Genomic DNA, 25,967 nt, shown 5'->3' with positions numbered 1-25,967 from the left:
GGCCGCCTCCGGCACGACGGCTGCCGGTGCGGGCTCACCCGTCGCCACCGGGCCGACGGCCACCGCCGGTTCCCCGTCCCCACGGTCCGGGGCGGCCGCCGGGTGCCCCGCCGCCACCGCCTCCAGCGCCGCGGCCGTCTCCACCGCCCCGGGCCGCATCTCCGGCTCCGGCGCCAGCAGGCGTTCCACGAGCGGGCCGAGGGCGCCCGCGTCCTCCCCCACGGCCGCCCGCAGCAGTGCGCCCAGCGACCACAGGTCGGACGCCGGGCCGCCGCGCCGGCCCGCGTGACGCTCCGGCGCCCGGAACGCGTCGCCGGACGCCGGGGACCCGATGCCGAACCCGGCCAGGACCACCCGGCCTTCAGGGTCCAGGAGCACGTTGGCGGGCCGCACGTCGCGGTGCACGATGCCGACCGCGTGCGCGGCGCGCAGGGCGCCCAGGACGGCCAGGCCGATACGGGCGGCCTCGACGGCGTCGAGGGGCGCCCGGGCGATCCGGCGGCGCAGGGACTCGCCCGGCACCAACTCCACGACCTGCCACGGCGGTCCGCCGTTCTCGCCGGCGACGACGTCGTGCACGAAGACCGCCGAGGGATGGTCGACGCGGGCCGCCGCACGGGCCTCGTGCAGCAGGCGGTGGGCGGCGCGCTCGTAGCCGTCGTCTCCCGGACGGACCGCCGGCCACGGCTGCCGCACGGCGACCTCGCGTTCCGTGCGCTCGTCCAGCGCCCGCCACACGCAACCGGCGCCGTCCGGGCCGCCGATCCGCTCCAGCAGCCGGTAGCGCCCGCCCACCAGCCGACCGGATGCGCCGCTTCCGCCGTCGTCGCTCACGTCGCCGCCGTCGCTCATGTCCCATGCCTATCGCGCGGGACAGGCCCTTGTCGACGCGTGTCGCACCGACCGGTCCGGGAAGGCCGGCGGCTCGCCCCCGGCACACCGCGCCTCCGCCGCTCCCCCGGCCTGCGAGGTGGCGCCACTGCCGCCAACTCGCCCTGGGTCGCCACACGTTGCGGCACGACGCCGGAGGGTGCCCGGCCGCCGGTTCAGAGGCCGGCGAAGGTGCCGACGGCCACGTCGAAGTACTCCCGCGCCTCGTGTGCCTGCCCGACCGGCGCCGACACCCACACGTCGTACATCCGGCCGCCCTCCTCCCAGCACAGGTCGTAGGTGTGCCGGGGCCCCTCCGCCGCGCTGAAGCCGTTCCAGGTGAACTCCCAGAAGGCGGCGGGCGCTCCGCGGTGCGTGGTCTCGAAGACCCGCGCGTCGCGGTAACCGGGGTTGGTGTCCGGGCCGGCGGCGTCCGCACGGCGCAGCACGGCCGGCGGGCCGCCCGGTACGGGGGCGCCGGGCTTGACACCGAGGCGGAAGGTCCCGCCCGGCGACAGGTAGAACACGCGCTCGCCCTGCGGCCGGCGGACGAAGCCGTCCGGCACGGCGAGGCGGAACCCGGCCGGGTCCTCGGTGAGGCGGTAGCCGGAGGGTGCGGTGGCGCGGCTCCCGGAGACGCCGGACGCGCCGCGGGGCGCGGTGGTCGAGGCGGTGGGCACGCCCGGTGAGGAGGTGCCGGGTGACGAAGTGGTGGTGGGCGAGGGGCCGGCGGACGACGGGCCGGAGGTGCCGCTGCCCGACGTCGCGGGACTCACCGGCGCCGAACTCGCCGGTGTTCCGCCACCGCCCCGTTCGTGCATGAGCAGCGCCGCCGCCGACACGCCCGCGCCCGCCATCGCGGCGACCAGCAGCGCCGCCATCAGCACACCCCGCGCGGAGGGGGCCTTGCGTTCCGGGGGCCGTGCCGTGTCGGCCCGCGTCGGCGGGTGGGACGGGGCGGCCGGCGCGGGCGTGCGGCCCGTGTCGAGGTAGGCGCGCAGCAGGCGTTCGGCCTCGGTGGCGTCCATCCGCCGGTCCGGGTCGCGTTCCAGCAGGCCGCGGACGACCGGCAGGATCGGTTCGGCCTGCGCGGGTACACGGATCTCGTCGGAGACGACGGCGTGCAGGATGCCGCCCAGCGAGTCGCGCCGGAACGGCGATTCGCCACTGAGGATCGTGCACAGCAGCGCACCGAGGGACCACAGGTCGGAGGCCGGCCCGGTGCCGGCACCCGCCATCCGCTCCGGCGCGGTGTACTCGGGTGAACCGACGAAGGAGCCCGTCTCGGTGAGCGTGGTGGCCCCCGCGACCTGGGCGATACCGAAGTCGGTGAGGACGACGCGGTCGGTGCCGGACTCGACGAGCACGTTGGCGGGCTTGATGTCCCGGTGCAGCACCCCGGCCGTGTGCGCCGCGCGCAGCGCGCCGAGCAGGGCGAGGCCGATCCGTGCGGCCTCGGCGGCGTCGACGGGCCCCCACCGGGCGACCCGGTCGGCGAGCGAGCCTCCGTCGATCAGTTCCATGACCATGTAGGGATGGCCGTCCTGCTCGACGACGTCGTGCACGACGACGATGTGCGGGTGGCGCAACTGCGCGACCGCGCGCGCCTCCCGCAGGCTGCGGTCGCGCTGTCGGCGCACCTCGGCCTCGTCGGGTCCCTCGTCGAGGGCGATCTCCTTGACCGCCACCTGCCGGCCCAGGAGTTCGTCGGTGGCACGCCACACGACGCCCATGCCGCCCCGGCCCAGCCGCGCCCGCAGACGGTAGCGGTCCGCGATCACACGGCCGTCTTCCCCCTCGGTCCCCATACGCCCCATCATGCACCACCGGATGTCCGCCCTCCGGGGCGGTGACCGGCCACGACGTGGGGTCCGTGGCCGGTTGTGGCGCCTCCGGCGCGCACGGTGCGGGGCCCGCAGGCAGGGCTTCGGCCGCGCTAGGAGGGCTTCGGCCGCCAGCTGCGCAGGACGGTCCTGAACTGCGCCCGGGTGGTGTCCCAGTCGTCGGCGGGTGAGGACATGTAGAGCGCGTACTCGGTGCCGTCGTCGGTGAGGTACGCCTCGTCGACGGCGTGCCGCGGGCCGGGGAAGTCGGTGTCCTTGGGCTGCGCGGTCCAGGTGTACTCCCACAGGGAGGCCCGGCGGTCGCGGTAGGTGACGACCGTCAGCTCCAGCTGCTTGTAGTCGACGAGCCGGTGCAACTGCTGGTCGAGGGAGAGCTGGTGCCGGTACGGGTCGTCGTAGTCGGGGTCGGTGTCGACGGCGATGCGGACGAAGTGCTCGCCGCCGTCGGGTGAGTAGTCGATCTGCGTGAGGTTGCCCTTCTGGCTGAAAACCTGCCGCTGCCAGCCCTTGGGCAGGGACAGCGTGAAGCCCACGGGATCGGTCACCGTCTCCCAGCCGTCCGGGACCGTGCCCTCGGCGGGCGGACTCGGCGTTCCGGAGTCGGATGCCGTGGCGCCGGTCCCGCCGGCGGTGCGCCGGCCCGCGTCCCACTGCTGCAGGACCACCGCGGTACCCGCGCCGACGACGGCGGCGAAGGCCGCGACGACGGCGACCGTGCGCAGCCTGCGGCGGGGCCGTGGGGGTGCCGCGGGCCCGACCGCGGTCGAGCCGGTGACGGGCGAGGGGCCCGAGGGGGTCAGGCCGGCGGGTGTGGGGCCGGCGGGGACGGAGCCGACCGCGGTGCGGCCCGTCGCCGGGTTCACCGGTGCGGCCGTCTCCGGTCCGTACCCGGACCGGACCTCGTACCCCGTGTCGTATCCGAGGTCGTGCCGGGGGTGGCCGTGCCGGGTCGGCACGTACGCCTGTGCCGCGCCGGGGGTCCGTCCCTCCGCCGCCTCGGCGAGCATCTGCTCGGTCGCGCCGGCGTCGGGCCGGGCCGCGGGGTCCTTGCGGAGCAGGGCGTCGATGACGGGCGTCAACGGTCCGGCGTTGAGGGGCGGGGCGACCTCCTCCTCGACCACCGCCTGCATGGTCGACAGCGGCGAGGTGCGGCGGAACGGCGACCTGCCTTCCACCGCCGTGTACAGCGTCGCGCCGAGTGCCCACAGGTCGGACGCGGGGCCGGGGTCGTGGCCGCGGATGCGCTCGGGGGCGAGGTAGTCGACGGAACCGACGACCTCGCCGGTGCGGGTGATCGTCGTGTCGCCCTCGATCTGGGCGATGCCGAAGTCGGTGAGCAGGACGCGGCGGTCGTGGGCGAGCAGGACGTTGCCGGGCTTCACGTCGCGGTGCAGGACGCCGGCGGTGTGCGCGGCACGCAGGGCGCGCAGCACCCACAGGCCGATCCGGGCGGCCTCCGTGGGTTCGACGCGGCCCTGCTCCTTGACCGCGTCGGCGAGCGAGTGACCCTCCACCAGCTCCATCACGATCCACGGCCGGCCGTCGTGTTCGAGGACGTCGTGCACCGTGACGACGGCGGAGTGGTTGACCCGCGCGGCGGCCCGCGCCTCGGCACGGGTGCGTGCCAGCAGGACGGCCTTCTCACTCTCGGAGACGTAGAGCGCCGCGGTCAGCTCCTTGATCGCGACCGCCCGGTGCAACAGCTCGTCGTGCGCGCGCCACACACGGCCCATGCCACCCCTGCCGATGGTGTCGGCAAGCCGGTAGCGGCCCGCGAGGAGCAGGCCCTGCATCTGATTCACGTTGCCCCGCAATGCTCTTGACAAGGTCAGACTAAAGACCGGCCCGCGCCCGGGGAACCGGAGGGGTGTCACGGTGACCGCACTGTGACGGTTGTCGCTCCGCCGTGCGGGAGGCGGTGACCGGGCCGATCACCGCGCATGGACGGCCCGGTGCCGGAGCGTCACCGGGACGGCCGTCCGGGACCGTACGCCGGCGGACGCCGGTCCGCCGCGCGGGGCGGGGGGCTGGACCCGGGGGCTGGACCCGGGTCTGGGTCCGGGGTTCAACTCGACGGGCGGTACGTCGCCGACGCCTGCTCGTACAGCCGCGTCACCTCGTCCCGCTCCGCCTCCGGGCCGCGTACCTGCACGATGTGGTAGCGGCCGCCGACGAGCATCGCGAGGTTGCGTACGTACAGCTCCCGGCCGTCGGCACCGGTCCAGGTGAACTGGCCCTCCGCCATGGTCCGGCCACCTACCTGAATGGTCTTCAGGCCACTGGCGGTGGCCCAGCTGGAGTCGCGGTACGGCTGGATCTCACGTTCCTTCTCCCGCTGGTAGACCATCGGATCGCTGCCGAAGGCGGTCGCGCCGTCCCGGCCGGGTACGACGATGAGCTCGAAGCCGCCGTGCGTGTACAGCACTTGCCCGCGCCCGTTCTTCGGCGTGCGCTCCCAGCCGTCGGCCACCGCGACCCGGAAGCCCTCCGGATCGGTGCGGACGGTGAATCCGTCCGCGGCCCCGGGACCCGCTGTCTGCGGCTGGGTCGCGGCCGACCCCGCCGGTTCGGTGCCGCCCGCGCCGTCCCCACCGGGTGAGGTCTGGTCGGGCCGGGGCTCGCTGCTCGCCGCGGGCTGTTCGGAGGGCGGCGCGGCCTCCCCGGCGGCGCCGGTCCGGTCGGCGCCGGGCACCGCTGCCCCGGCCCGGCCGTCGGCCTTCGGCATGAAGAACATGGCGTACGCGACCGCCGTGGCCAGCAGGGCGAGGATCAGCAGCAGCAGCGTACGGCCCAGCCGGCGCGGCGGGCGGGCCGGACGGCCTTCCTCACGGGCCCGCTTGTGCCGCCCGTGCGTGTTCGCGGGCAGTCCGGCGCGCCGCCTGCGCACCAGTTCGCCCCGGCGACGCACGACCGGCAACCGGCTGGGGTCGGCGGGCGGCGCCGCGACGACGTGTGCGCCGGCCTCCGGCTCGGGGGCGGAACGCACCAGCGAGCGCAGCCAACCGCGCAGTTCCTCCACGTCGGGCCGGTCGGTGGGGTCCTGGCGCAGCAGCGACTCGACGACCGGCCTGAGCGGCCCGCACTCCTCGGCGAACGCGGGTGGTTCGGCGCACACCATCTGCACCAGTTCCGCCGTCGACTCCTCCGGGTAGGGCGCATGCCCCTGCACGGCCCGGAAGAGCAGCGCACCGAGCGCCCACAGGTCGGTGGCGGGCCCGATCGGCGCGGCCAGCTGCCAGTTGTCGTGCACCGGGCCGGCCTGCTCGGGCGCCCACCGTTCGGTGACGGCGCCGACCAGGGCGATCCGGGCCTGCCGCGCCCGCTCGGCGGCGAGCGCGGTGGCGGGTCCGCGGTGGCGCGGGGCACCGGCCGCCGGTTCGTCCCAGCGGGCGGGTGCCGGGGCGGTGGTGTCGGCGGACGGCGGCGCCGGGGCCGGGGCGGACGGGCGCGGTACGGCGCCGTGCCAGGGGGTGACGCCGACGCCGTGGGGGTCGGCCGTCGTGCCCGGCGGGGGCGTGGCCGCGGGGCCGGAGGAGTACGGCGATCGGGGCGCTGCCCCGTCGCTGCGGGTACCGGCGTCGTCTCCCGCGGCGGGGGGCCGGCCGCCGGGCAGCGCGGCCCTCCCGTTCTGCCGGGTCTCCTGGACCCGGGCCGCGGCACGCGCTCCCGCGCGGTACGCGGCGATCGCCCCGGCGCGTGCGGCACGGACGTCGTCCCCGTTCCCTGACGTCGTGCTCCGGGCGAGCGCGGCCGAGGCCCCGTTCGCCGGCTCGGCACCCTGGCCCGCCCGCCCACCGGCCGCGCGTGCCTGGATCGCCGCTCGCCGGGCGGCCTCGGGATCGGCGCCTCCGTATGCGGCGCGGGGTCCCGCGCCGCCGTCCGCGCCCGCCGGGGCGCCGGCGCCGCTGCGGGGCAGAACCCCGCCGGGGGCACGGGGGCCCGCCGCGGCCCCGCCGGGAGCGCCGTACACGCCGGTGCCACCCGGGAGGCGCTCCGTGTGGCCGGTGCCGGGCTCCTCGTCGGGCCCGCCCTCGCTCTCGTCGTCCTGGGGCGGGACGGGGTCGTAGCCGCACAGGGCCTCCTCCGCCGCGCCGGCCGCCAGACCGGTGAGCATGATGCGTCCGTCGTCGCAGACGAGCACCGTGCGGGCGGTGATGTTGCGGTGCACCCAGCCGTGCGCGTGCAGGGCTCGCAGCGCCGTCAGCACGTCGGAGGCGACTTCGGCCGCCCGGTAGGGCGTCAGCGGCTGCTCCGCGAGCAGCGCCGACAGCGGCCGGGCGGCCACCCGTTCGCTCACCACCCACAGCGAGCCGGCCTCGGCGAAGACGTCGAAGACCTGGTCGAGCCGCGGGTGGTCGGGAATCCGCGCGGCGGCCTGGGCGGCCTCCAGCGCACGCCGCACCACGGGGTCGGACGGCCGCCGGGTGCTCGTGCCCGCGGCGGCCCGTCCGGCGCCCCGGACGTGGGCTCCGCCCGGCCGTTCACGTGCCGTGAATCCTTCGGGCAGCCCCTCGGCGTCGAGTACCTCCGCCTCGACGACCTCGGGCAACGGCACCTGCCGGATCAGGACTTCCTGCCCGCTGTAGGTGTCGAAGGCGCGGGTCTCGATGAGTTCGTACTCGTCGGACGGCGGCAGCGGCAGGCGGTACCGGTCGGCCAGTACCCGTCCCGCATAGTCGTCCACGTGGCCTCCCCCGGCCGCCCCGGTCGGTCAATTCCGTTCGATACACGTCCCGTTGTGCACCTCCACCCGGATGCGTACGGTCCGCAAGCACTCACGATACGTGCCGGAGGCGACCCGCAGAGAGGGGATGTGAGATCCCGTCCCGGCATCGCCCGCCCCACTTACGGAGGGCTCTGCCTCACTTCTTCGGGCGGAACGTGTCCGTGAGCGTCCGCCAGGTGTTCCTGCGCAGGTCGCCGCGCCAGTCGTCGGCCTTGGCGGTGTACATCAGGCCGTACCCCAGGTGGGCGTCGACGACGAACCCGCGGTCGACGCTCCGGTACTTCGTCCCGTCGGAGACGTAGGTGAACTCCCAGTCGGCCGTGTTCCAGCCGTTGTAGTCCACCTTCTCTATTCGAATCCGGTCGTACTGCGCCCGCTGCATGTACCGTTCCTGGTTCTGCCAGTCCGCGACGGGGTCGTCCTTGGGCGTGGTGGTCCATCCCACGAGCAGCTTCTGGCCGTTCGGGCCGGTGAAGCGGTCACCCGCGGCACTGGACGTCTGGAACTTCCATCCCGCGGGCAGCCCGATCGTGTACCCCTGGCCGCTGCGGTGCGTCGTGGCGGCCCCGTTGTCGGCGGTACCCGCCGTGGCCGTCGTGCCGCCGCTCGGCGCGGTGCCGCCGCCGGGCGTGCCGACCGTGTCCGTAACGGCCTGGGCGGAGGGTGACGCGGCGCCGTCGGTCCCCGTGCCGGTGCCGGTGACGCCGGCGGGGTCCTCCTTGGTGGAGGGACCGGCGGCCGCTCCGGAACGGGTGCCGTTCCGCGCGCCGTCGCCGCCCCCGAGCGTCAGGGCCAGGACGGTGCCCAGCACGGCGAGTACCACCACCACGGCGACGACCAGCAGCGCGCGCCGCGGTACGGCCTTGGTGAGCGGTGCCCTCGGCACGGGTCGCGGAGTCAGGTCCAGGTCCGGCGGCGGCACGACACCCCAGCCGGAACGCTGGTTGCCGGACGTCCCGTTGCCCTGGGGCCCCGTTCCGTTGCCCCGCGGGGCCGGTCCGGAGCCCCGCGGCGACGACGCCGGCGTGGCGGCGGGCGCTCCCGAAGCGCCGCCGGGGGCCGCGGCGGCGCCGGCGGAGGTGCCGCGCCCCGGGGCGGAAGAGGCGGCCGTGGTGGCCTTGGCCGCCGTCCCGCCGGCCCCGACCGCGCCGGCGGCCCTGCGCACCGAACGCAGCGCGCCGCGCAGCCGATCCGCCGCCTCCTCGCCGCGCCTGTTGCCGGTGCCCGACGGACCTCCCTGCCGGGTGCGGGCGTCCGGCTGTACCGGCAGCGGGACGGCCTTCGTCGCGTCACCCACAGGCCCGGCCCCTACGGCATCGGCGCCGGCCGTGTGGAGGACCGCCTTCAGCATCGCGCGGGCACCCTCGTCGTCCAGCCGCTGGGTGGGGTCCTTGGCGAGCAGGCCGCAGATGACGTCCCGGAGCGGGCCGGCGTGCTTCGGCTCCTCCAGCGGCTCGGTCATCACCGCGGTGAGCGTGGCGATCGCGGAGCCCTTGTCGTACGGGGGCGTGCCCTCGACCGCCGCGTACAGCAGCCCGCCCAGCGACCACAGGTCGGCCGCCGGCCCCGGCTTGTGCCCGCGGGCCCGTTCGGGGGAGATGTACGAAGGGGCGCCGACGAGCATGCCCGTGGAGGTGATGGACGGGTCGCCCTCGACCTGCGCGATGCCGAAGTCGGTGAGCACGACCCGGCCGTCGTCGGCGATCAGCACGTTCGACGGCTTCACGTCGCGGTGCAGGATGCCCTCGCGGTGGGCCGACCGCAGCACGTCGAGGACGGCGAGTCCGACCTCCGCGGCCCGTTCCGGCTCCAGCAGCCCGTCCTCACGGATGACCTCGGCGAGCGACTTGCCCTCGACGAGTTCCATCACGATCCAGGGCCGGTCGTCCTCCTGGACCACGTCGAACACGGTCACCGCACTGGTGTTGCGGATGCGCGCGATCGCCTTGGCCTCACGCAGCGTGCGCGTGATGAGCCGGCGCTTCTCCTCCTCGTCGATGTCCGACGGGAACCGCAGCTCCTTGACGGCGACCGTCCGACCGAGGGTCTCGTCCTCGGCGCGCCACACCGTGCCCATGCCGCCGCGGCCGAGTACGCCTCCCAGCCGGTACCGCCCGGCGAGGAGACGTGCGCTCTTGTCCTGACGGGGTGTCCCCGCCCGCTCCGCCTCCGACATGCGTCCCCTCTGCAACCCGCCCTGACAGAGCCTCCATTGTCTCTCACCCGGCAAGTGCCCGACGCACCCAGGGTCCCTCAACGCAGCGCACCCGGAACCTTCCGTTCCGTGCATGCCGCACCCCCTTCGCATCCCTCTCGCACTTCCTTCGGCCCCCGGCTCAGCGGCCGTTCCACCGACGGGGATGATGGGCCCCGCTCCCGGGCGCCGCCGCGCCTCGCGAGGCAACCGGCACACCCGGGACGCCCGGGACGCCCGGGGTCGCCCGGAACGACGGGGTCGCCCAGGACGAGGTCGACCGGGTCGACCGAACGGCTACGACGACCGGGGCCAACGGCCGGGCGCTCAGGGAGGACCAGAACGAGGGGAGGGAACGCGATGCCGTCGCCGCGAAGCCTGCCGGCCGCGCTCGTCGTGCTCGCGCTGCTGCTGCTCGCTCCGGCCGGTTCGCAGGCGCGGGCGACGGCGCCCGCGGACGCGGTCCTGCCACTGCTGGTGACCCGTGGCGGGGCACCCTCCGCGGCGCTCCTCGCGCAGGAGGAGACCGGAGTCCGCTACGCCCGGGCCGGCCGGGGCATCTCCCGTGCCGACCACTTCCGCGCCGGCAGCATCACCAAGACCTTCCTCGCCACGATCGTCCTCCAACTCGCCGCCGAGCAGCGGCTTTCCCTGTCGGACACGGTGGAGCAGCACGTGCCGGGCCTGGTGCGCGGCGCCGGCAACGACGGGCGCGCCCTGACCCTTCGCTCCCTGCTGACGCACACCAGTGGGCTGTACGACTTCGCACGGCTCACCGGCGGCACCGTCCCCGTCAGCCCCGTGCAGGCCGTCCGTCTCGCACTCACCCACCCTCCGGCCGGCCGAGGCCGCTACTTCTACTCCAACACCGACTACGTCCTGCTCGGCATGGTCGTCGACCGGGTGACCGGCCGCTCGTACGCCGCCGAGGCCGAGCGGCGCATCATCGCTCCGCTGGGTCTGACGGGCACCTCCTTCCCGGGCTCCCGCGCGACGTTGCCCGCCCCGCACGGGCGCTCCTTCGCCATCGACGGCTCCGACGTCACCGAACTCGATCCACGGGTGGCCGGAGCCGCGGGCGAACTGGTGACCACGCTTGCCGACCTGGACCGCTTCTACGCGGCCCTGCTCGGCGGCGAGCTGCTGCCCCCGCGCGAGTTGCGCGAGATGCTCGACACCCGCACCGCACACGGCGCGTACGGCATGGGCCTCTATCCGGTGGAACTGCCGTGCGGCACCACGGTGTGGGGGCACAACGGCCGGATATCCGGCAGCTACGTGCGCAGCGCCGCCACCGCCGACGGCCGCCGCGTCCTCACCTTCCGGGTGAACACGACCACGATCGCAGACCCCGGCCTCGAACCGGCCCTGCTCGCCGCCGAGTTCTGCCCTCGCACCCCGTAGAACGCTTCAGACGCACACCGAGATCCCGTATTCGCTCACTCTTTCGAGTGAGTGCACCGGCAGTCGGCACGGCACCGTCCGACCCGGCGATGCCCCGCCGAGCCCCTGTGGCCACACCGCCCACGGCCACACCGGCACACCGGCACACCGGCACACCGGCAAGGCCACACCGCCGTGGCCCCGACGATCGTCGCCACCCGTCACAGCGGGACGATGTCCGGTGCTCCCAGCCGCGCCGCGTCCGCCGTCAGGTCGTCCGGCTGGAGCTGCGACTCCCGCTCGGCCTCCACCCGCTTCTCGTAGTGCTCGACCTCGCGTTCGACGTGGTCCCCGTCCCAGCCGAGCACCGGCGCCATCAACTCGGCCGCCTCCCTGGCACTGCGGGTGCCGCGGTCGAAGGTCTCGATGGAGATGCGGGTGCGGCGGGTCAGGACGTCGTCCAGGTGCCGTGCGCCCTCGTGCGAGGCGGCGTAGACGATCTCGGCACGCAGGTAGTCGTCGGCGGCCTGGAGGGGTTTGCCGAGGCCGGGGTCGGCGGCGACGAGCCCGAGGACCTCCTCGGCCATCGAGCCGTATCGGTTCAGCAGGTGCTCCACACGGACCGCGTGCAGCCCCGCCCGGGCGGCGATCCGTGCCCGCGCGTTCCACAGCGCGTGGTAGCCCTCCGCGCCGAGCAGGGGGACGTCCTCCGTGACGCAGTCGGCGACGCGCAGGTCGAGTCCGCGCACGGCCTCGTCGACGGCGTCCTTGGCCATCACCCGGTAGGTCGTGTACTTGCCGCCCGCGACCACGACCAGGCCCGGCGCCGGGTGGGCCACCGTGTGCTCGCGGGAGAGCTTGCTGGTGGCCTCGGACTCGCCGGCCAGCAGCGGGCGCAGCCCCGCGTACACGCCCTCGACGTCGTCGCGGGTCAGCGGAACCGCGAGCACCGAGTTCACGGTCTCCAGGAGGTAGTCGATGTCGGCGCTGGAGGCGGCCGGGTGGGCCTTGTCCAGGTCCCAGCCGGTGTCCGTCGTCCCGACGATCCAGTGCCGGCCCCAGGGGATGACGAACAGCACGGACCTCTCGGTGCGCAGGATCAGCCCGGTGGAGGAGCTGATGCGGTCCCGCGGCACGACGAGGTGGATGCCCTTGGAGGCGCGGACGTGGAACTGCCCGCGCTCACCCACCATCGCCTGCGTATCGTCGGTCCAGACGCCCGTGGCGTTGACGATCTGCTTGGCGTGGACCTCGTACTCCCCGCCGCCCTCGACGTCCTGCACCCGGGCGCCGACCACGCGCTCCCCCTCGCGCAGGAAGCCGGTCACCCGTGCGCGGTTGGCCGCCTTCACGCCGTACGAAGCCGCCGTGCGCACCAGGGTGGCCACGAAGCGCGCGTCGTCCATCTGGGCGTCGTAGTACTGCAGGGCACCGACGAGGGCGTCCTTCTGCAGGCAGGGGGCCACCCGCAGTGCGTGACGCCGGCTCAGGTGCCGGTGCAGCGGCAGGCCCCGGCCGCGGCCGCGGGCCATCGACATGGCGTCGTAGAGCGCGACGCCCGACCCGGCGTACAGCCGCTCCCAACCGCGGTGCCGAAGGGGATAGAGGAACGGCACCGGCTTCACCAGGTGCGGGGCGAGTCGCTCCAGCAGCAGGCCGCGCTCCTTCAGCGCCTCGCGGACGAGCGCGAAGTCGAGCATCTCCAGGTAGCGCAGGCCGCCGTGGATCAGCTTGCTGGACCGGCTGGAGGTGCCCGAGGCCCAGTCGCGCGCCTCGACCAGCCCGGTGGCCAGACCCCGCGTCACGGCGTCGAGGGCGGTCCCGGCACCTACGACACCGCCGCCGACGACCAGCACGTCCAGTTCCCGCTCCGCCATCGCGGCGAGTGACTCGGCACGCTGCGCCGGCCCCAGTGTCGCTGTCCTCACTGCTGCCTCCCGATCGTCCGTCGCGTCGGCCGCACCCGGCGGGCGAAGCCCGGTCCACTCCCCCCTGCCCGAATTCTGACCGGCTTGCCCGACTTCAGCCACCACTCGCCCCCGGCCTGTGGACGACGCCCGCGGGTCCGGCCGGGAAACACTCACCGAAACAGGGCGGATCAATCCCACATATCGGTCATATTTACTCCTAGTCTGACAGTGCGCTCGCTCATCCTGTCCACCGGGCTTGCGCGTCTGTCCCACTTCGGTTACCGGGAAGGACGGCTCACGCCATGCCCGCAGATCTCGCCGTCATCGGACTCGGCCCGCTCGGCCTGCCGCTGGCCCAGGCCGCCGTCGCCGCCGGCATCCCCACCGTCGGCTACCGGACGGGCCCGGAGGCCGGCACCTCCCTCAGCCCCGCCGAGCTGCGCCGGATGCTCGCGCGCGGCTTCCGGCAGGCCACCGGACCGGCCGAACTCGGGCGCGTCCGCACCGCCGTGCTCTGCGCCCCCACCCCCTGCGGCCCCGACGGCGAACACGACCTCGGCCAGCTCGAAAACGCCGCTCGCGCCCTCGCCGGACACATGCGCCCGCACACCACCGTCATCCTGGAGTCACCGGTCCGCCCCGGCACCACGGAGGAGTTCCTGCGTCCCCTCCTCGAAGAGGGCTCGGGCCTGCGCGCGGGCCGCGACTTCCACCTCGCCCACTCCCCCGCCCGCGCCGACCCCGGCAACCGCGCCTTCACCCCCGTCAACACCCCGAAGGTCATCGGCGGCCTCACCCCCGCCTGCACCGAGTCGGCCGCCGCCTTCTACGGCCGCATCACCGACAAGGTGGTACGCGCGCGTGGCCTGCGCGAGGCCGAGACCGTGCAGGTGCTGGAGACGAACTACCGTCACGTCAACATCGCCCTCGTCAACGAGATGGCCGTCCTGTGCCACGAGCTGGGCGTCGACCTGTGGGACGTCATCCGCTGCGCGGAGACCAAGCCGTTCGGCTTCCAGGCGTTCCGCCCCGGCCCCGGCGTCGGCGGTCACTCCGTCCCGCAGGACCTCACCGGGCGCACGGCCCGCGGCCTGCGCATGGTGGAACTGGCCCACCAGGTCAACAGCCGCATGCCCCGGTACGTCGTCCAGCGCGCCGCCGCCCTCCTCAACGAACACGGCAAGTCCGCGCGCGGTGCCCGCATCCTCCTCCTGGGCGTCACCTACAAGGCCGACGTCGCCGACCGGCAGGGCACACCGGCGGAGGAGATCACGACCGGGCTGATGCGGCTCGGCGCCTCGGTCAGCTACCACGATCCCCACGTACCGTCCTGGAGTGTCCTGGACCGGCCCGTGCCCCGCGCGGACTCGCTGTACGAGGCGGTGGGCGACGCCGACCTGACGATCCTGCTCCAGCAGCACCGGACGTACGACCTCCAGGGCCTGTCCGTGAAGGCGCAGCTGCTCCTGGACACCCGAGGCGCCACGCCGACGGGGGCGGCCCACCGGGTGTGACGGCCGGCGCCCGGGAAGCGGGCGGACAGGCCCGCCCGCACCCACCGGTCCCTCCCACCACCCCCCGCGCCCAGTCCTCAGCCCCGCGCCCGCACCCGCAGGTCCGCGCCCGCACCCGCCACCTCGCGCCCAACCCGGTGACCCGCCCCCACGGGTTCCGCCCCCGCCCGGGCACGCCCCGCCGCGCGTCGCTCTCCCGCTCCCCCGCTCTCCCGCTCCCCCGGCTCCCCCGGCTCCCCCGCCCGGGCGTGCCCCGCGGCGGGCTCCCGGACACGCCCCCGGACACGCCGAAGGGCCGGTCCCCCACACGGGGCGACCGGCCCTTCGGGCGGGTCCGGCGGCCTACCGCCGGTTCTGCGAGTCCGCCACCGTCACCTCGACACGCTGGAACTCCTTCAGCTCGCTGTAGCCGGTGGTGGCCATGGCCCGCCGCAGCGCACCGAAGAAGTTCATCGAGCCGTCGGGCGTGTGGGAGGGGCCGGTGAGGACCTCCTCGATCGTGCCGACCGTGCCCAGGTCGACCTTCTTGCCGCGCGGCAGCTCGTCGTTGACGGCCTCCATGCCCCAGTGGTGGCCCCGGCCGGGCGCGTCGGTGGCGCGGGCGAGCGGGGAGCCCATCATCACCGCGTCGGCGCCGCAGGCGATCGCCTTGGGCAGGTCGCCGGACCAGCCGACCCCGCCGTCCGCGATCACGTGCACGTACCGGCCGCCGGACTCGTCCATGTAGTCGCGCCGGGCGGCGGCCACGTCGGCGACCGCCGTCGCCATGGGCACCTGGATGCCGAGCACACTGCGCGTGGTGTGGGCGGCGCCGCCGCCGAAGCCGACCAGCACACCGGCCGCGCCGGTGCGCATCAGGTGCAGCGCCGCGGTGTAGGTGGCGCAGCCGCCGACGATCACCGGGACGTCCAGCTCGTAGATGAACTGCTTCAGGTTCAGCGGCTCGTGGGAGTGCGAGACGTGTTCCGCGGACACCGTCGTGCCGCGGATGACGAAGATGTCCACGCCCGCGTCCACGACCGCCTTGGAGAACTGGGCCGTGCGCTGCGGGGAGAGCGCCGCCGCGGTGACCACGCCCGAGTCGCGCACCTCCTTGATGCGCTGCCCGATCAGCTCCTCCTTGACGGGGGCCGCGTAGATCTCCTGGAGGCGGCGCGTCGCCGCCTCGGCCGGCAGCTCCGCGATCTCGTCGAGCAGCGGCTGCGGGTCCGCGTGCCGCGTCCACAGGCCTTCGAGGTTCAGCACGCCCAGGCCGCCCAGCTCGCCGATGCGGATCGCCGTGGCCGGGGAGACGACGGAGTCCATGGGGGCGGCAAGGAAGGGCAGCTCGAAGCGGTAGGCGTCGATCTGCCAGGCGATGGAGACCTCCTTCGGGTCCCGCGTACGGCGGCTGGGGACGACGGCGATGTCGTCGAAGGCGTACGCCCGGCGGCCGCGCTTGCCGCGCCCGATCTCGATCTCAGTCACGTCTGTGGCCTTTCCCTGATGCGTTGCAGCGCCTCCCAGTATCCCCGACGGGCACGGCGCCGGCCCCCCGCAGGTACGCCGAGGGCGGCCCCGGATCACCCCGGGGCCGCCCTCGGCCGTGCGTCACGCGCGCGCGTGCATCACTTCCTGCTGTAGTTCGGCGCCTCGACCGTCATCTGGATGTCGTGCGGGTGGCTCTCCTTGAGCCCCGCCGAGGTGATCCGCACGAAGCGGCCCTTGGACTCCATCTCCGCGACGGTGGCCGCGCCCACGTAGCCCATGGTCTGGCGCAGACCGCCGACGAGCTGGTGCAGCACGTTGGAGAGCGGGCCGCGGTAGGGCACCTGGCCCTCGACGCCCTCGGGGACGAGCTTCTCGTCGGAGGTGACCTCGGCCTGGAAGTAGCGGTCCTTGGAGTACGAGGTGCCCTGACCGCGCGACTGCATGGCACCGAGCGAGCCCATGCCGCGGTACGACTTGAACTGCTTGCCGTTGATGAACAGCAGCTCGCCCGGCGACTCCTCGCAACCGGCAAGGAGGCTGCCGAGCATCACCGTGTCGGCGCCGGCGGCGAGCGCCTTGCCGATGTCGCCGGAGTACTGCAGACCACCGTCGCCGATCACCGGCACGCCGGCCCGGCGGGCGGCGAGGGACGCCTCGTAGATGGCCGTGACCTGCGGGACACCGATACCGGCGACGACGCGGGTGGTGCAGATGGAGCCGGGGCCCACCCCGACCTTGATGCCGTCGACGCCGGCGTCGATCAGTGCCTGCGCGCCGTCGCGGGTGGCGACGTTGCCGCCGACCACGTCGACGTTCACGCTGGACTTGATCTTCGCCATCCAGCTGAGGGCGTTGCTGTTGTGGCCGTGCGAGGTGTCGACGACCAGGAAGTCGACGCCGGCCGCGGCGAGGGCCTGGGCCCGTTCGAGCGCCTCGGGGCTGGCGCCCACGGCGGCGCCGACGAGCAGGCGGCCCTCGGCGTCCTTGGCGGCGTTCGGGTACTGCTCGGCCTTCACGAAGTCCTTGACCGTGATCAGGCCCTGGAGCACGCCCTCGTCGTCGACGAGCGGCAGCTTCTCGATCTTGTGCCGGCGCAGCAGCTCCATGGCGTCCGGGCCGGAGATGCCGACCTTGCCGGTGACCAGGGGCATCGGCGTCATGACCTCGCGCACCTGACGGGAGCGGTCGGTCTCGAAGGCCATGTCCCGGTTGGTGACGATGCCGAGCAGCCTGCGGTTGCCGTCCGTGACGGGCACGCCGCTGATGCGGAACTTGGCGCACAGCGCGTCGGCCTCGGCGAGCGTGGCGTCCGGGTGGATGGTGATGGGGTTGGCCACCATGCCGGACTCGGAGCGCTTGACCAGGTCGACCTGGTTGACCTGGTCCTCGACGGACAGGTTGCGGTGCAGGACGCCGACACCGCCCTGGCGCGCCATCGCGATCGCCATACGGGACTCGGTCACCTTGTCCATCGCCGCCGACAGCAGCGGGATGTTGACACGGACATTGCGGGAAATGCGGGACGAGGTGTCGACCGCGTTGGGGAGCACCTCGGATGCACCCGGCAGCAGCAGCACGTCGTCGTAGGTCAGCCCGAGTGTCGCGAATTTGTCGGGCACTCCGTCGACGTTGGCAGTCATGACACCTTCCCCAAATGGCCTTGATCGGTGCGGATGTCCATGCTAACGGGAGATGGACCCGTCTCATTCCACGGCCAGGGGCCGACCCCGGCTTCGTATGTTCCTACGGAACCGGGTGCCTGCCTGTTCAACCAAGGCGCCGCTACTGCTCGGCGAGGGCACGCAGTCTGCTGAGCGCCCGGTGCTGGGCCACGCGGACGGCGCCGGGTGACATTCCCAACATCTGCCCCGTCTCCTCCGCGGTGAGCCCGACGGCGATGCGCAGCAGGAGCAGCTCCCGCTGGTTCTCCGGCAGGTTGGCCAGCAGTTTCTTGGCCCACTCGGCGTCACTGCTGAGCAGGGCGCGCTCCTCGGGGCCGAGGGAGTCGTCGGGCCGCTCGGGCATCTCGTCGGAGGGCACGGCCGTCGAGCCTGGATGACGCATGGCGGCCCGTTGCAGGTCGGCGACCTTGTGGGCGGCGATGGCGAAGACGAAGGCCTCGAACGGGCGGCCGGTGTCCTTGTAGCGCGGCAGCGCGAGCAGGACGGCGACGCAGACCTCCTGGGCGAGGTCCTCGACGAAGTGGCGGGCGTCGCCGGGCAACCGGGACAGGCGGGTACGGCAGTAGCGCAGCGCCAAGGGGTGGACGTGGGCGAGCAGGTCGTGCGTGGCCTGCTCGTCGCCGTCGACGGCGCGGTGCACGAGAGGTCCGATCGCTCCCTGGGCAGGAGTGCTCGCCTCGTCGTCACGCATCGGTCCATCGTGCCCTGCGGCCGTAAGGTCCGCGGCACCGCGACCGTCGTTGTGCACCGAAGCGTTATGAGCAGGTGCGCCGGAAGTCATCCGCTGCGCCCTCCCCTTCCGCTCGACCGACTCCCCGAGGAACTCCACACCTCAAGGATGCGGCATCCGCGCCGAAACGAGCAGCGGGCACCCACCGGACCCCTCGACCGGCCCCGTCCGCGGTACGGCGAACAGGGGTCGGGCGGTGATCCGGGCGCCGGCCCCGATCCGTCCGGTGGGCAAAGTCCGCGTCCGTCCCGCGGCATCGGCGCGGGGGGAGGCTGGTGCCGGCACCCTCGGGCCGGCGGCCCGAGGGCAGGCGGGTCCGCGCGGCTTCGCGACCGGATGTCACGGGGAACCGCGGCGCCAGGCGCCTCCGCTCGGGGGTGGCCGGCCGCGGAGCCGGGGGCGGTGTGCCCCGCCCACCGCAGGGTGGCCGGGGACCGTCGGCCCGGCTCGGCGCCAGGGGATACCCCGGGCCTGTCCTTCGGATCGGGCCGCCGCCCGGCGGCCACGTCCCGCCGGGTCCGGCGATCGGGGCCGGGTGCGCACAGCCGCACGACGGCGGTGGGCGCCGACTCGGCGCGTCGACGACCGAGGGCGGCGCGGCGGACGCGCGGGCCGGGCCCCGTGTCCGGGGCGTGATCCGAAAGACGGGCCCTACCGCACCAGGCCCCACCGGAATCCGAGCGCCACGGCGTGCGCGCGGTCCGAGGCGCCGAGCTTCTTGAACAGGCGCCGGGCGTGCGTCTTGACCGTGTCCTCGGAGAGGAAGAGCTCGCGGCCGATCTCGGCGTTGGAGCGGCCGTGGCTCATGCCCTCCAGGACCTGGATCTCCCGGGCCGTGAGGGTGGGCGCGGCGCCCATCTCGGCCGAGCGCAGCCGGCGCGGGGCCAGTCGCCAGGTCGGGTCGGCGAGCGCCTGGGTGACCGTGGCCCGCAGCTCCGCGCGGGAGGCGTCCTTGTGCAGGTACCCGCGGGCACCGGCGGCCACGGCGAGGGCGACGCCGTCGAGGTCCTCGGCGACGGTGAGCATGATGATGCGGGCGCCGGGGTCGGCCGACAGCAGCCGGCGGACGGTCTCCACACCGCCCAGGCCGGGCATGCGGACGTCCATGAGAATCAGGTCGGAACGGTCGGCGCCCCAGCGGCGGAGGACTTCCTCGCCGTTGGCCGCCGTCGTCACGCGCTCGACGCCGGGCACGGTCGCGACCGCGCGGCGGAGCGCCTCTCGGGCAAGCGGGGAGTCGTCGCAGACGAGGACGGAAGTCATGGCCGCCCTCCGCAGCTGATGCGCGTCACCTTGTGCCTCCAGGCTGGTACGAAATCGTCACCTGTGCGGTCGACCGTCTCGGACGCCTGCCCGAGCGCTTGTGTTTTCAACCGCCTCCGCACTCTCAACGACGGTCACTCGAAAGAGTTACGGGGCCGTGTGCCATCTTGAGCACTCTACGTGAGGGCGCAGACACAACGGAGATGCACGCGGCAGACCCTCGCGCTTTCATCACAACCGTGCCCCATTTGGCCCCTTTTCTTCCTATCTACCAGTGTCTGAGGCTAGATTCGCAATGAGTCATATTTTCATCTCCTTAGATCGTAGATGTACGGTCGTGGGCACCGTATCCGCTTGAAACGGCTGCAAGGGGTCACGCAATGGCAGATTTCTCCCGCCTTCCCGGACCGAACGCGGACCTGTGGGACTGGCAGCTGCTGGCTGCCTGCCGCGGGGTGGACAGCTCGCTCTTCTTCCACCCGGAGGGCGAGCGCGGTGCGGCTCGGAGTGCTCGCGAGAACTCGGCCAAGGAGGTCTGCATGAGGTGCCCGGTCCGCGCGCAGTGCGCGGCACACGCACTGGCTGTGCGGGAACCGTACGGCGTGTGGGGCGGGTTGACGGAGGACGAGCGCGAGGAGCTGATGGGGCGGGCACGCAACCGCCTGGTGTCGGCGTCGGCCCCTACGGGTGACGGCGCCTCGAACAATTGAAGGAACGTTTCTCCCGTGTGCAGGGGGCACTCGTACGCGTGCCCCCTGCGCATGGGCGGGGCCGGCCGGGGCGCGACACGCCCTAGCGGCCGGCAGCCCGGGCCAGCTGCTCCAGCGTCGCCGCCACGGCCGGCACCTGGGCGAGGTCGGGCAGGGTGAGCGCCACGACCTCGCGCTGCACCGAGGGCTCCAGCCGCAGCATGCGCACGCCGCGCGGGCGAACGGAATCCGCGGCGAGCTGGGGCAGCACGGCCACCCCGAGCCCCGCCCCCACCAGGCCCACCACCGCCGGGTAGTCGTCGGTGGCGAAGTCGATGCGCGGGGTGAAACCCGCGCCCGCGCAGACCTCCACCAGCTGGCCGCGACAGCGTGGGCAGCCGGCGATCCACGGCTCCCCGGCGAGGGCGCCGATGGCGACGGACCCCTCGGACCCGGCACGCGCGAGGGGGTGCCGCTCGGGGACGAGGGCGATGAGCGGGTCCCGCAGCAGGGGTCTGACGACGAGGTCGTCCCACTCCTCCGCGAGCGCGGCACCCTCGTAGCGGAAGGCGAGCGCGATGTCGCAGTCGCCGGCCCGGAGCAGATCGACCGACCGGGGCGGCTCGGCCTCCTCCAGGGAGACCCGGGTGCCGGGGTGCGCGGCGCGCAGCGCGGCCAGCGCGGTGGGCACGAGGGTGGAGCTGCCGCTCGGGAAGGACACCAGCCGCACCCGGCCCGCACGCAGGCCCGCGATGGCGGCGACCTCCTCCTCGGCGGCGGTGAGCCCGGCGAGGATCCCGGCGGCGTGCCGCACCAGCGCCTCGCCCGCCTGTGTCAGCCGCATCTCGCGGCCGCTGCGGACCAGCAGCGGAGTGCCGACGGAGGCCTCCAGCGCCTTCATCTGCTGACTGACGGCGGGCTGGGTGCAGCCCAGTTCGCGCCCCGCCGCCGAGAAGGACCCGGTGGCGGCGACGGCGCGCAGGACGCGGAGATGGCGGGCCTCGATCACGCCTTGAGCATAAGCGAAGCTTGGACAGGGCGGCAGTCAGTGCGTCGACACTTTGACCTGCGGTCGCCTACCGTGCGCCCATGAAGCTTCTCTCCGTCAATCTGGGCCGCCCGAAGGCCGTGCCCTACACCGATCAGCCGCAGGGCCTGACCGGCATCGACAAGCGCCCGGCGGACGGGCCGGTGCGGGTGGCGGCGCCGGGACCCAAGGGGGTCGGCGCGAGCGGGCTGGCCGGGGACGCGGTGTGCGACACGCGCCACCACGGCGGTGATCACCAGGCGGTCTACGCCGTCGCCCGCGAGGACCTGGACGGCTGGGAGCGCGAACTGGGCCGGCCGCTGGCGCACGGCGCGTTCGGCGAGAACCTCACCACCGAGGGCGTCGACGTGTCCGGGGCGCTCATCGGCGAGCGGTGGCGCATCGGGGACACGGTCGTCCTGGAGGTGACCTGCGGACGCATCCCCTGCCGGACCTTCCAGGGCCACCTGGGCGAGCGGGGCTGGGTGAAGCGGTTCACGCGGGAGGGCGCGCCGGGGGCGTACCTGCGCGTGGTGGTGCCGGGTGAGATCCGGGCCGGCGACCGCGTCGAGATCGTGCACCGGCCGGAGCACGACGTGACCGTCGCCCTGGTCTTCCGCGCGCGGACGACGGAGCGTCCCCTGCTGCCGCGGCTGCTCGCGGCCGGCGAGGCGCTGCACCCCGAGGCGCGGGAAGCGGCAAGGGCGTATCTGGAGAAGGCGCGAAAGGCGCAGAAGCAGCGTCTGGGACAGGACGGCTGACAGGGGCTCAGCGGGGGCGGACGCCATCAGTCCGGGTAACTACGCTTGGCTCATGACAACGGCTCTGATTACGGGATCGACCGCGGGGATCGGTGCCGCGTTCGCGCGGCGGCTCGCGGCGGACGGGCACGACCTGGTGCTGGTGGCGCGGAACACCGAGCGGCTGCGCGAGCAGGCGACCGAGTTGCACGACCGGCACGGCATCGAGGCGGAGGTGCTGACGGCCGACCTGTCCGGGGACGAGGGGATCGAGGCGGTCGCCGCACGCCTCACCGACCGCCGCAACCCGGTCGACCTGCTGGTCAACAACGCCGGCTTCGGCAACAAGGGCCGCTATCTGGACGTTCCCATGGCCGACGAACTGCGGATGCTGAAGGTGCACTGCGAGGCGGTGCTCCGGTTGACCTCGGCCGCGGCGGAGGCGATGCGGGAGCGGGGCCGGGGCGGGGTGGTCAACGTGGCGTCGGTCGCCGCGTTCGTGCCGCGCGGGACGTACGGCGCGTCCAAGGCGTGGGTCGTGCAGTTCACCCAGGGCGCGGCACGCGACCTCGCGGACTCCGGCGTACGGCTGATGGCACTGTGCCCGGGCTTCGTGCGCACCGAGTTCCACCAGCGGGCCGGAATGGGCACGGACAACATCCCGGGCTGGATGTGGCTGGACGCGGACAAGCTGGTGTCGGTGGCGCTGGCGGATCTGGCGCGGGGGAAGTCGCTGTCCATCCCGGATCCGCGGTACAAGGCGCTGATGGGCCTGGTCAAGGTCACGCCGCGGGGCCTGCTCGGCGGGGTCACGTCCAGGACGGGGCGCAAGTACGGCCCCAGGTGACCGGCCGCCGCCGACGGGTGGGGGCGCGGGTCCGGTGCGAAAATGAGCGTGGCGGATACCGGACCCACGGAGGACCGGAGGCGGCACCATGACGTTCGTACAGCTCATCGACTGCAGGACGAGCCGGCTCGACGAGATGAACCGGCTGCTCGACTCGTGGGTCGAACAGACCAAAGGCAAGCGGACGGCGACGCACGCGATGGTCGCCAAGGACCGTTCGGACGCCTCGCACCTGATCGAGATCGTGGAGTTCCCGTCGTACGAGGAGGCGATGCGGAACTCGAACCTGCCCGAGACCGACCGGATCTTCCAGGAGATGGTGGCGCTCTGCGACGAGATGCCGGTCTTCACCGATCTGGACGTGGTGCGGGACCAGCAGCTGAACCTGTTGGCGTCGCAGGCGTTCTTCGCGTCCATGGGCACGATGGAGCCGGACCGGATCGGCGTGCACGTCACGGGCGACTACGTCGACCACGACCCGTCCTACCCGGAGGCGATGCGGGGCGTCGACGCGGTCCGTGAGCAGTACGCCGAGTGGCTCGCGTCCTTCGACTTCCGTTTCCGCATCGACGACCAGATGGCACAGGACGACCGGGTGTGCACCCGCTGGACCTGGGCCGGCCGGCACAAGGGCGACTTCATGGGCATCCCGGCGACCGGCCAGGACGTGACGATGGAGGGCACGACCTGGCAGCGGTTCCGCGACGGCAGGATCTGCGAGGGCTGGTGGAGCTACGACCGCGCGGGCCTGATGGAACAACTGGGCGTGCTCGGCGGCTGACCCTGCCGGGGCGGGGGCCGGTGCACCGCCCCGGGGCCGGGTGAGGCCACCGGAGGCGGTGAGCCGCCCTGCCCGCGGTGGCGCGGGCGCCGGTGCGGCAAGGGCCGGGTGCGGCCCCGCTGCGGCGGGCACGTCTTCGCCCCGGCCGACGGGAAGGGCCCCGTTCCGTGCGGTGACGGAGCGGGGCCCTTCCGGGAGCGGGTGGGCTCAGTGGGCGTGGCCGTGGCCCGCGGCGGCCGGCTCCTCCTCTTCCTTCTTCTCGACGACCAGGGTCTCGGTCGTGAGCAGCAGGGAGGCGATGGAGGCGGCGTTCTCCAGGGCGGAGCGGGTGACCTTCACCGGGTCGATGACGCCGGCCTTGACCAGGTCGCCGTACTCGCCGGTGGCGGCGTTGTAGCCGTTGCCCTTCTCCAGCTCAGCCACCTTGGAGACGATGACGTAGCCCTCGAGGCCGGCGTTCTCGGCGATCCAGCGCAGCGGCTCGACGGCGGCGCGGCGGACGACCGCGACACCCGTGGCCTCGTCGCCGGTCTTGTCGAGGTTGCCCTCCAGCACCTTCACGGCGTGGACCAGGGCGGAGCCACCACCGGAGACGATGCCCTCCTCGACCGCGGCGCGGGTCGCGGAGATGGCGTCCTCCAGACGGTGCTTCTTCTCCTTCAGCTCCACCTCGGTGGCGGCGCCGACCTTGATCACGCACACGCCGCCGGCCAGCTTCGCGAGGCGCTCCTGGAGCTTCTCGCGGTCCCAGTCGGAGTCGGTGTTCTCGATCTCGGCCTTGATCTGCGCGACGCGGCCCTCGACGTCGTCCTTCTTGCCGGCGCCGTCGACGATCGTGGTGTCGTCCTTGGTGACGGTGATGCGGCGGGCGCTGCCGAGCACGTCGAGTCCGGCCTGGTCGAGCTTGAGGCCGACCTCCTCGGAGATGACGGTGGCGCCGGTGAGGACGGCCATGTCCTGGAGCATCGCCTTGCGGCGGTCACCGAAGCCGGGGGCCTTGACCGCGACCGCGTTGAAGGTGCCGCGGATCTTGTTGACGACCAGGGTCGACAGGGCCTCGCCCTCGATGTCCTCGGCGATGATCAGCAGCGGCTTGGAGGAGCCGGCCTGGATGACCTTCTCCAGCAGCGGCAGCAGGTCGGCGATGGCGGAGATCTTGCCCTGGTTGATGAGGATGTACGAGTCCTCCAGGACGGCCTCCATGCGCTCCTGGTCCGTCACGAAGTACGGCGACAGGTAGCCCTTGTCGAAGGCCATGCCCTCGGTGAAGTCCAGCTCCAGACCGAAGGTGTTGGACTCCTCGACGGTGATGACACCGTCCTTGCCGACCTTGTCCATCGCCTCGGCGATGAGCTCGCCGACCTGCTGGTCCTGGGCGGACAGCGCGGCGACGGCCGCGATGTCGGTCTTCTCCTCGATCGGACGGGCCGAGGCGAGCAGGTCCTCGGAGACGGCCTTGACGGCGGCGTCGATGCCCTTCTTCAGGGCGGCCGGCGAGGCACCGGCGGCGACGTTCTTCAGGCCCTCGCGGACGAGCGCCTGGGCCAGCACGGTGGCGGTGGTGGTGCCGTCACCCGCGATGTCGTTGGTCTTGGTCGCCACCTCCTTCACCAGCTGGGCGCCGAGGTTCTCGTACGGGTCCTCGATCTCGACCTCGCGGGCGATGGTGACGCCGTCGTTGGTGATGGTCGGAGCGCCGAACTTCTTGTCGATGACGACGTTGCGGCCCTTGGGGCCGATCGTCACCTTGACCGTGTCGGCAAGCTGGTTGACGCCGCGCTCGAGGGCGCGACGGGCGTCCTCGTCGAACTTCAGGATCTTCGCCATGACAGCGGGAGCCCTCTCGAAATCTGTGGGTGAAAAACTACTGCGCCCCGGGCGCCCGGCTTCTCAACAGTCGCGGGGGGCCAGGGGCGCAGCTCAAAGCGAAAGCTTCGGGTGAAGTGTGCTTACTTCTCGATGATCGCGAGGACGTCGCGAGCCGAGAGGACGAGGTACTCCTCGTTGTTGTACTTCACCTCGGTGCCGCCGTACTTGCTGTAGAGGACCACGTCCCCGACCTGAACGTCGAGCGGCAGACGGTTGCCGTCCTCGAAGCGGCCCGGGCCCACGGCCAGGACGACGCCCTCCTGGGGCTTCTCCTTGGCGGTGTCCGGGATGACCAGGCCCGAAGCCGTGGTCTGCTCGGCGTCGAGCGGCTGGACCACGATGCGGTCCTCGAGCGGCTTGATGGCAACCTTGGAGCTGGCGGTCGTCACGATCCGACCTCCCCCTTCGGAGATCTCACGGGGTTAACT

At 73.5% G+C, this 25,967-nt stretch carries 19 protein-coding genes; 6 read left to right on the top strand and 13 right to left on the bottom strand.

The annotated features are described in order from the left end of the window. The 5 genes from I3F54_RS09200 to I3F54_RS09180 form a co-directional block, all read right to left on the bottom strand. Window positions 1–852, bottom strand: an 852-nt coding sequence (locus I3F54_RS09200) for a serine/threonine-protein kinase (RefSeq protein ID WP_240118129.1), incomplete at its 3' end; no start/stop codon positions are given. Between the two features lie 194 nt (window positions 853–1,046). Beyond that, window positions 1,047–2,678 (bottom strand): serine/threonine-protein kinase, encoded by a 1,632-nt coding sequence (locus I3F54_RS09195; protein ID WP_240118128.1) that lies wholly within the window; start codon window positions 2,676–2,678, stop codon window positions 1,047–1,049. Between the two features lie 128 nt (window positions 2,679–2,806). Continuing rightward, window positions 2,807–4,507, bottom strand: a complete 1,701-nt coding sequence (locus I3F54_RS09190) for a serine/threonine-protein kinase (protein ID WP_240118149.1) — start codon at window positions 4,505–4,507, stop codon at window positions 2,807–2,809. A 272-nt stretch (window positions 4,508–4,779) separates the two neighbouring features. Next, a complete protein-coding gene (locus tag I3F54_RS09185) occupies window positions 4,780–7,398 on the bottom strand; it encodes a protein kinase (RefSeq protein ID WP_240118127.1) in 2,619 nt (872 codons plus the stop codon). A 178-nt stretch (window positions 7,399–7,576) separates the two neighbouring features. Next, window positions 7,577–9,616, bottom strand: coding sequence for a serine/threonine-protein kinase (locus tag I3F54_RS09180; protein WP_240118126.1), 2,040 nt, complete (start codon window positions 9,614–9,616; stop codon window positions 7,577–7,579). Window positions 9,617–9,994: 378 nt separating this feature from the next. Here I3F54_RS09180 and I3F54_RS09175 point away from each other — a divergent pair, with 378 nt between their 5' ends. Next, on the top strand, window positions 9,995–11,038 hold the full coding sequence (locus I3F54_RS09175) for a serine hydrolase (protein WP_240118125.1): 1,044 nt from the start codon (window positions 9,995–9,997) through the stop codon (window positions 11,036–11,038). A 200-nt stretch (window positions 11,039–11,238) separates the two neighbouring features. Here the strand turns inward: I3F54_RS09175 and I3F54_RS09170 are convergent, their stop codons facing one another. Beyond that, window positions 11,239–12,945, bottom strand: a complete 1,707-nt coding sequence (locus I3F54_RS09170) for a glycerol-3-phosphate dehydrogenase/oxidase (RefSeq protein WP_240118124.1) — start codon at window positions 12,943–12,945, stop codon at window positions 11,239–11,241. Between the two features lie 284 nt (window positions 12,946–13,229). On the opposite strand from I3F54_RS09170, the gene I3F54_RS09165 reads away from it, so the two are divergent. Further along, a complete protein-coding gene (locus tag I3F54_RS09165; RefSeq protein WP_240118123.1) occupies window positions 13,230–14,441 on the top strand; it encodes a nucleotide sugar dehydrogenase in 1,212 nt (403 codons plus the stop codon). Between the two features lie 342 nt (window positions 14,442–14,783). Here the strand turns inward: I3F54_RS09165 and I3F54_RS09160 are convergent, their stop codons facing one another. From I3F54_RS09160 to I3F54_RS09145, 4 genes are all read right to left on the bottom strand, one after another. Beyond that, window positions 14,784–15,908 carry a GuaB3 family IMP dehydrogenase-related protein gene (locus tag I3F54_RS09160; RefSeq protein WP_240118122.1) on the bottom strand — a complete coding sequence of 375 codons (1,125 nt, stop codon included), beginning with the start codon at window positions 15,906–15,908 and terminating at the stop codon, window positions 14,784–14,786. Window positions 15,909–16,048: 140 nt separating this feature from the next. After that, a complete protein-coding gene (gene guaB / locus I3F54_RS09155; protein ID WP_240118121.1) occupies window positions 16,049–17,551 on the bottom strand; it encodes an IMP dehydrogenase in 1,503 nt (500 codons plus the stop codon). 142 nt (window positions 17,552–17,693) lie between these two features. After that, on the bottom strand, window positions 17,694–18,284 hold the full coding sequence (locus I3F54_RS09150) for a sigma-70 family RNA polymerase sigma factor (RefSeq protein ID WP_240118120.1): 591 nt from the start codon (window positions 18,282–18,284) through the stop codon (window positions 17,694–17,696). Window positions 18,285–18,974: 690 nt separating this feature from the next. Next, window positions 18,975–19,586: a response regulator transcription factor gene (locus I3F54_RS09145; protein WP_003948568.1), complete on the bottom strand. Its 612-nt coding sequence runs from the start codon at window positions 19,584–19,586 to the stop codon at window positions 18,975–18,977. Window positions 19,587–19,966: 380 nt separating this feature from the next. Here I3F54_RS09145 and I3F54_RS09140 point away from each other — a divergent pair, with 380 nt between their 5' ends. Beyond that, entirely contained in the window at window positions 19,967–20,296 is a 330-nt protein-coding gene (locus tag I3F54_RS09140; RefSeq protein WP_240118119.1) for a WhiB family transcriptional regulator, read from the top strand. A gap of 82 nt (window positions 20,297–20,378) precedes the next feature. Here I3F54_RS09140 and I3F54_RS09135 read toward each other — a convergent pair whose 3' ends face one another. Then, entirely contained in the window at window positions 20,379–21,284 is a 906-nt protein-coding gene (locus tag I3F54_RS09135) for a LysR family transcriptional regulator (protein ID WP_240118117.1), read from the bottom strand. A gap of 80 nt (window positions 21,285–21,364) precedes the next feature. On the opposite strand from I3F54_RS09135, the gene I3F54_RS09130 reads away from it, so the two are divergent. The 3 genes from I3F54_RS09130 to I3F54_RS09120 all read left to right on the top strand — a co-directional run bounded on the left by I3F54_RS09130 (window position 21,365) and on the right by I3F54_RS09120 (window position 23,670). After that, window positions 21,365–22,063 (top strand): MOSC domain-containing protein, encoded by a 699-nt coding sequence (locus I3F54_RS09130; protein WP_240118116.1) that lies wholly within the window; start codon window positions 21,365–21,367, stop codon window positions 22,061–22,063. A 52-nt stretch (window positions 22,064–22,115) separates the two neighbouring features. Further along, window positions 22,116–22,889 carry an SDR family oxidoreductase gene (locus I3F54_RS09125; protein ID WP_240118115.1) on the top strand — a complete coding sequence of 258 codons (774 nt, stop codon included), beginning with the start codon at window positions 22,116–22,118 and terminating at the stop codon, window positions 22,887–22,889. A gap of 88 nt (window positions 22,890–22,977) precedes the next feature. Further along, window positions 22,978–23,670 carry an ester cyclase gene (locus I3F54_RS09120; protein ID WP_240118114.1) on the top strand — a complete coding sequence of 231 codons (693 nt, stop codon included), beginning with the start codon at window positions 22,978–22,980 and terminating at the stop codon, window positions 23,668–23,670. 207 nt (window positions 23,671–23,877) lie between these two features. On the opposite strand, the gene groL is transcribed toward I3F54_RS09120, so the two are convergent. Continuing rightward, complete coding sequence (gene groL, locus I3F54_RS09115) at window positions 23,878–25,497, bottom strand: chaperonin GroEL (RefSeq protein ID WP_240118113.1); 1,620 nt, start codon at window positions 25,495–25,497, stop codon at window positions 23,878–23,880. A gap of 122 nt (window positions 25,498–25,619) precedes the next feature. Beyond that, window positions 25,620–25,928, bottom strand: a complete 309-nt coding sequence (gene groES / locus I3F54_RS09110) for a co-chaperone GroES (protein ID WP_086729066.1) — start codon at window positions 25,926–25,928, stop codon at window positions 25,620–25,622. Between the last annotated feature and the right edge of the window lie 39 nt (window positions 25,929–25,967).

The organism is Streptomyces sp. MUM 2J (genome assembly GCF_022414535.1).
Classification (GTDB): domain Bacteria; phylum Actinomycetota; class Actinomycetes; order Streptomycetales; family Streptomycetaceae; genus Streptomyces.
Note: the sequence above shows the minus strand (reverse complement) of the source record. Positions and strands in the feature narration are given on the sequence as shown.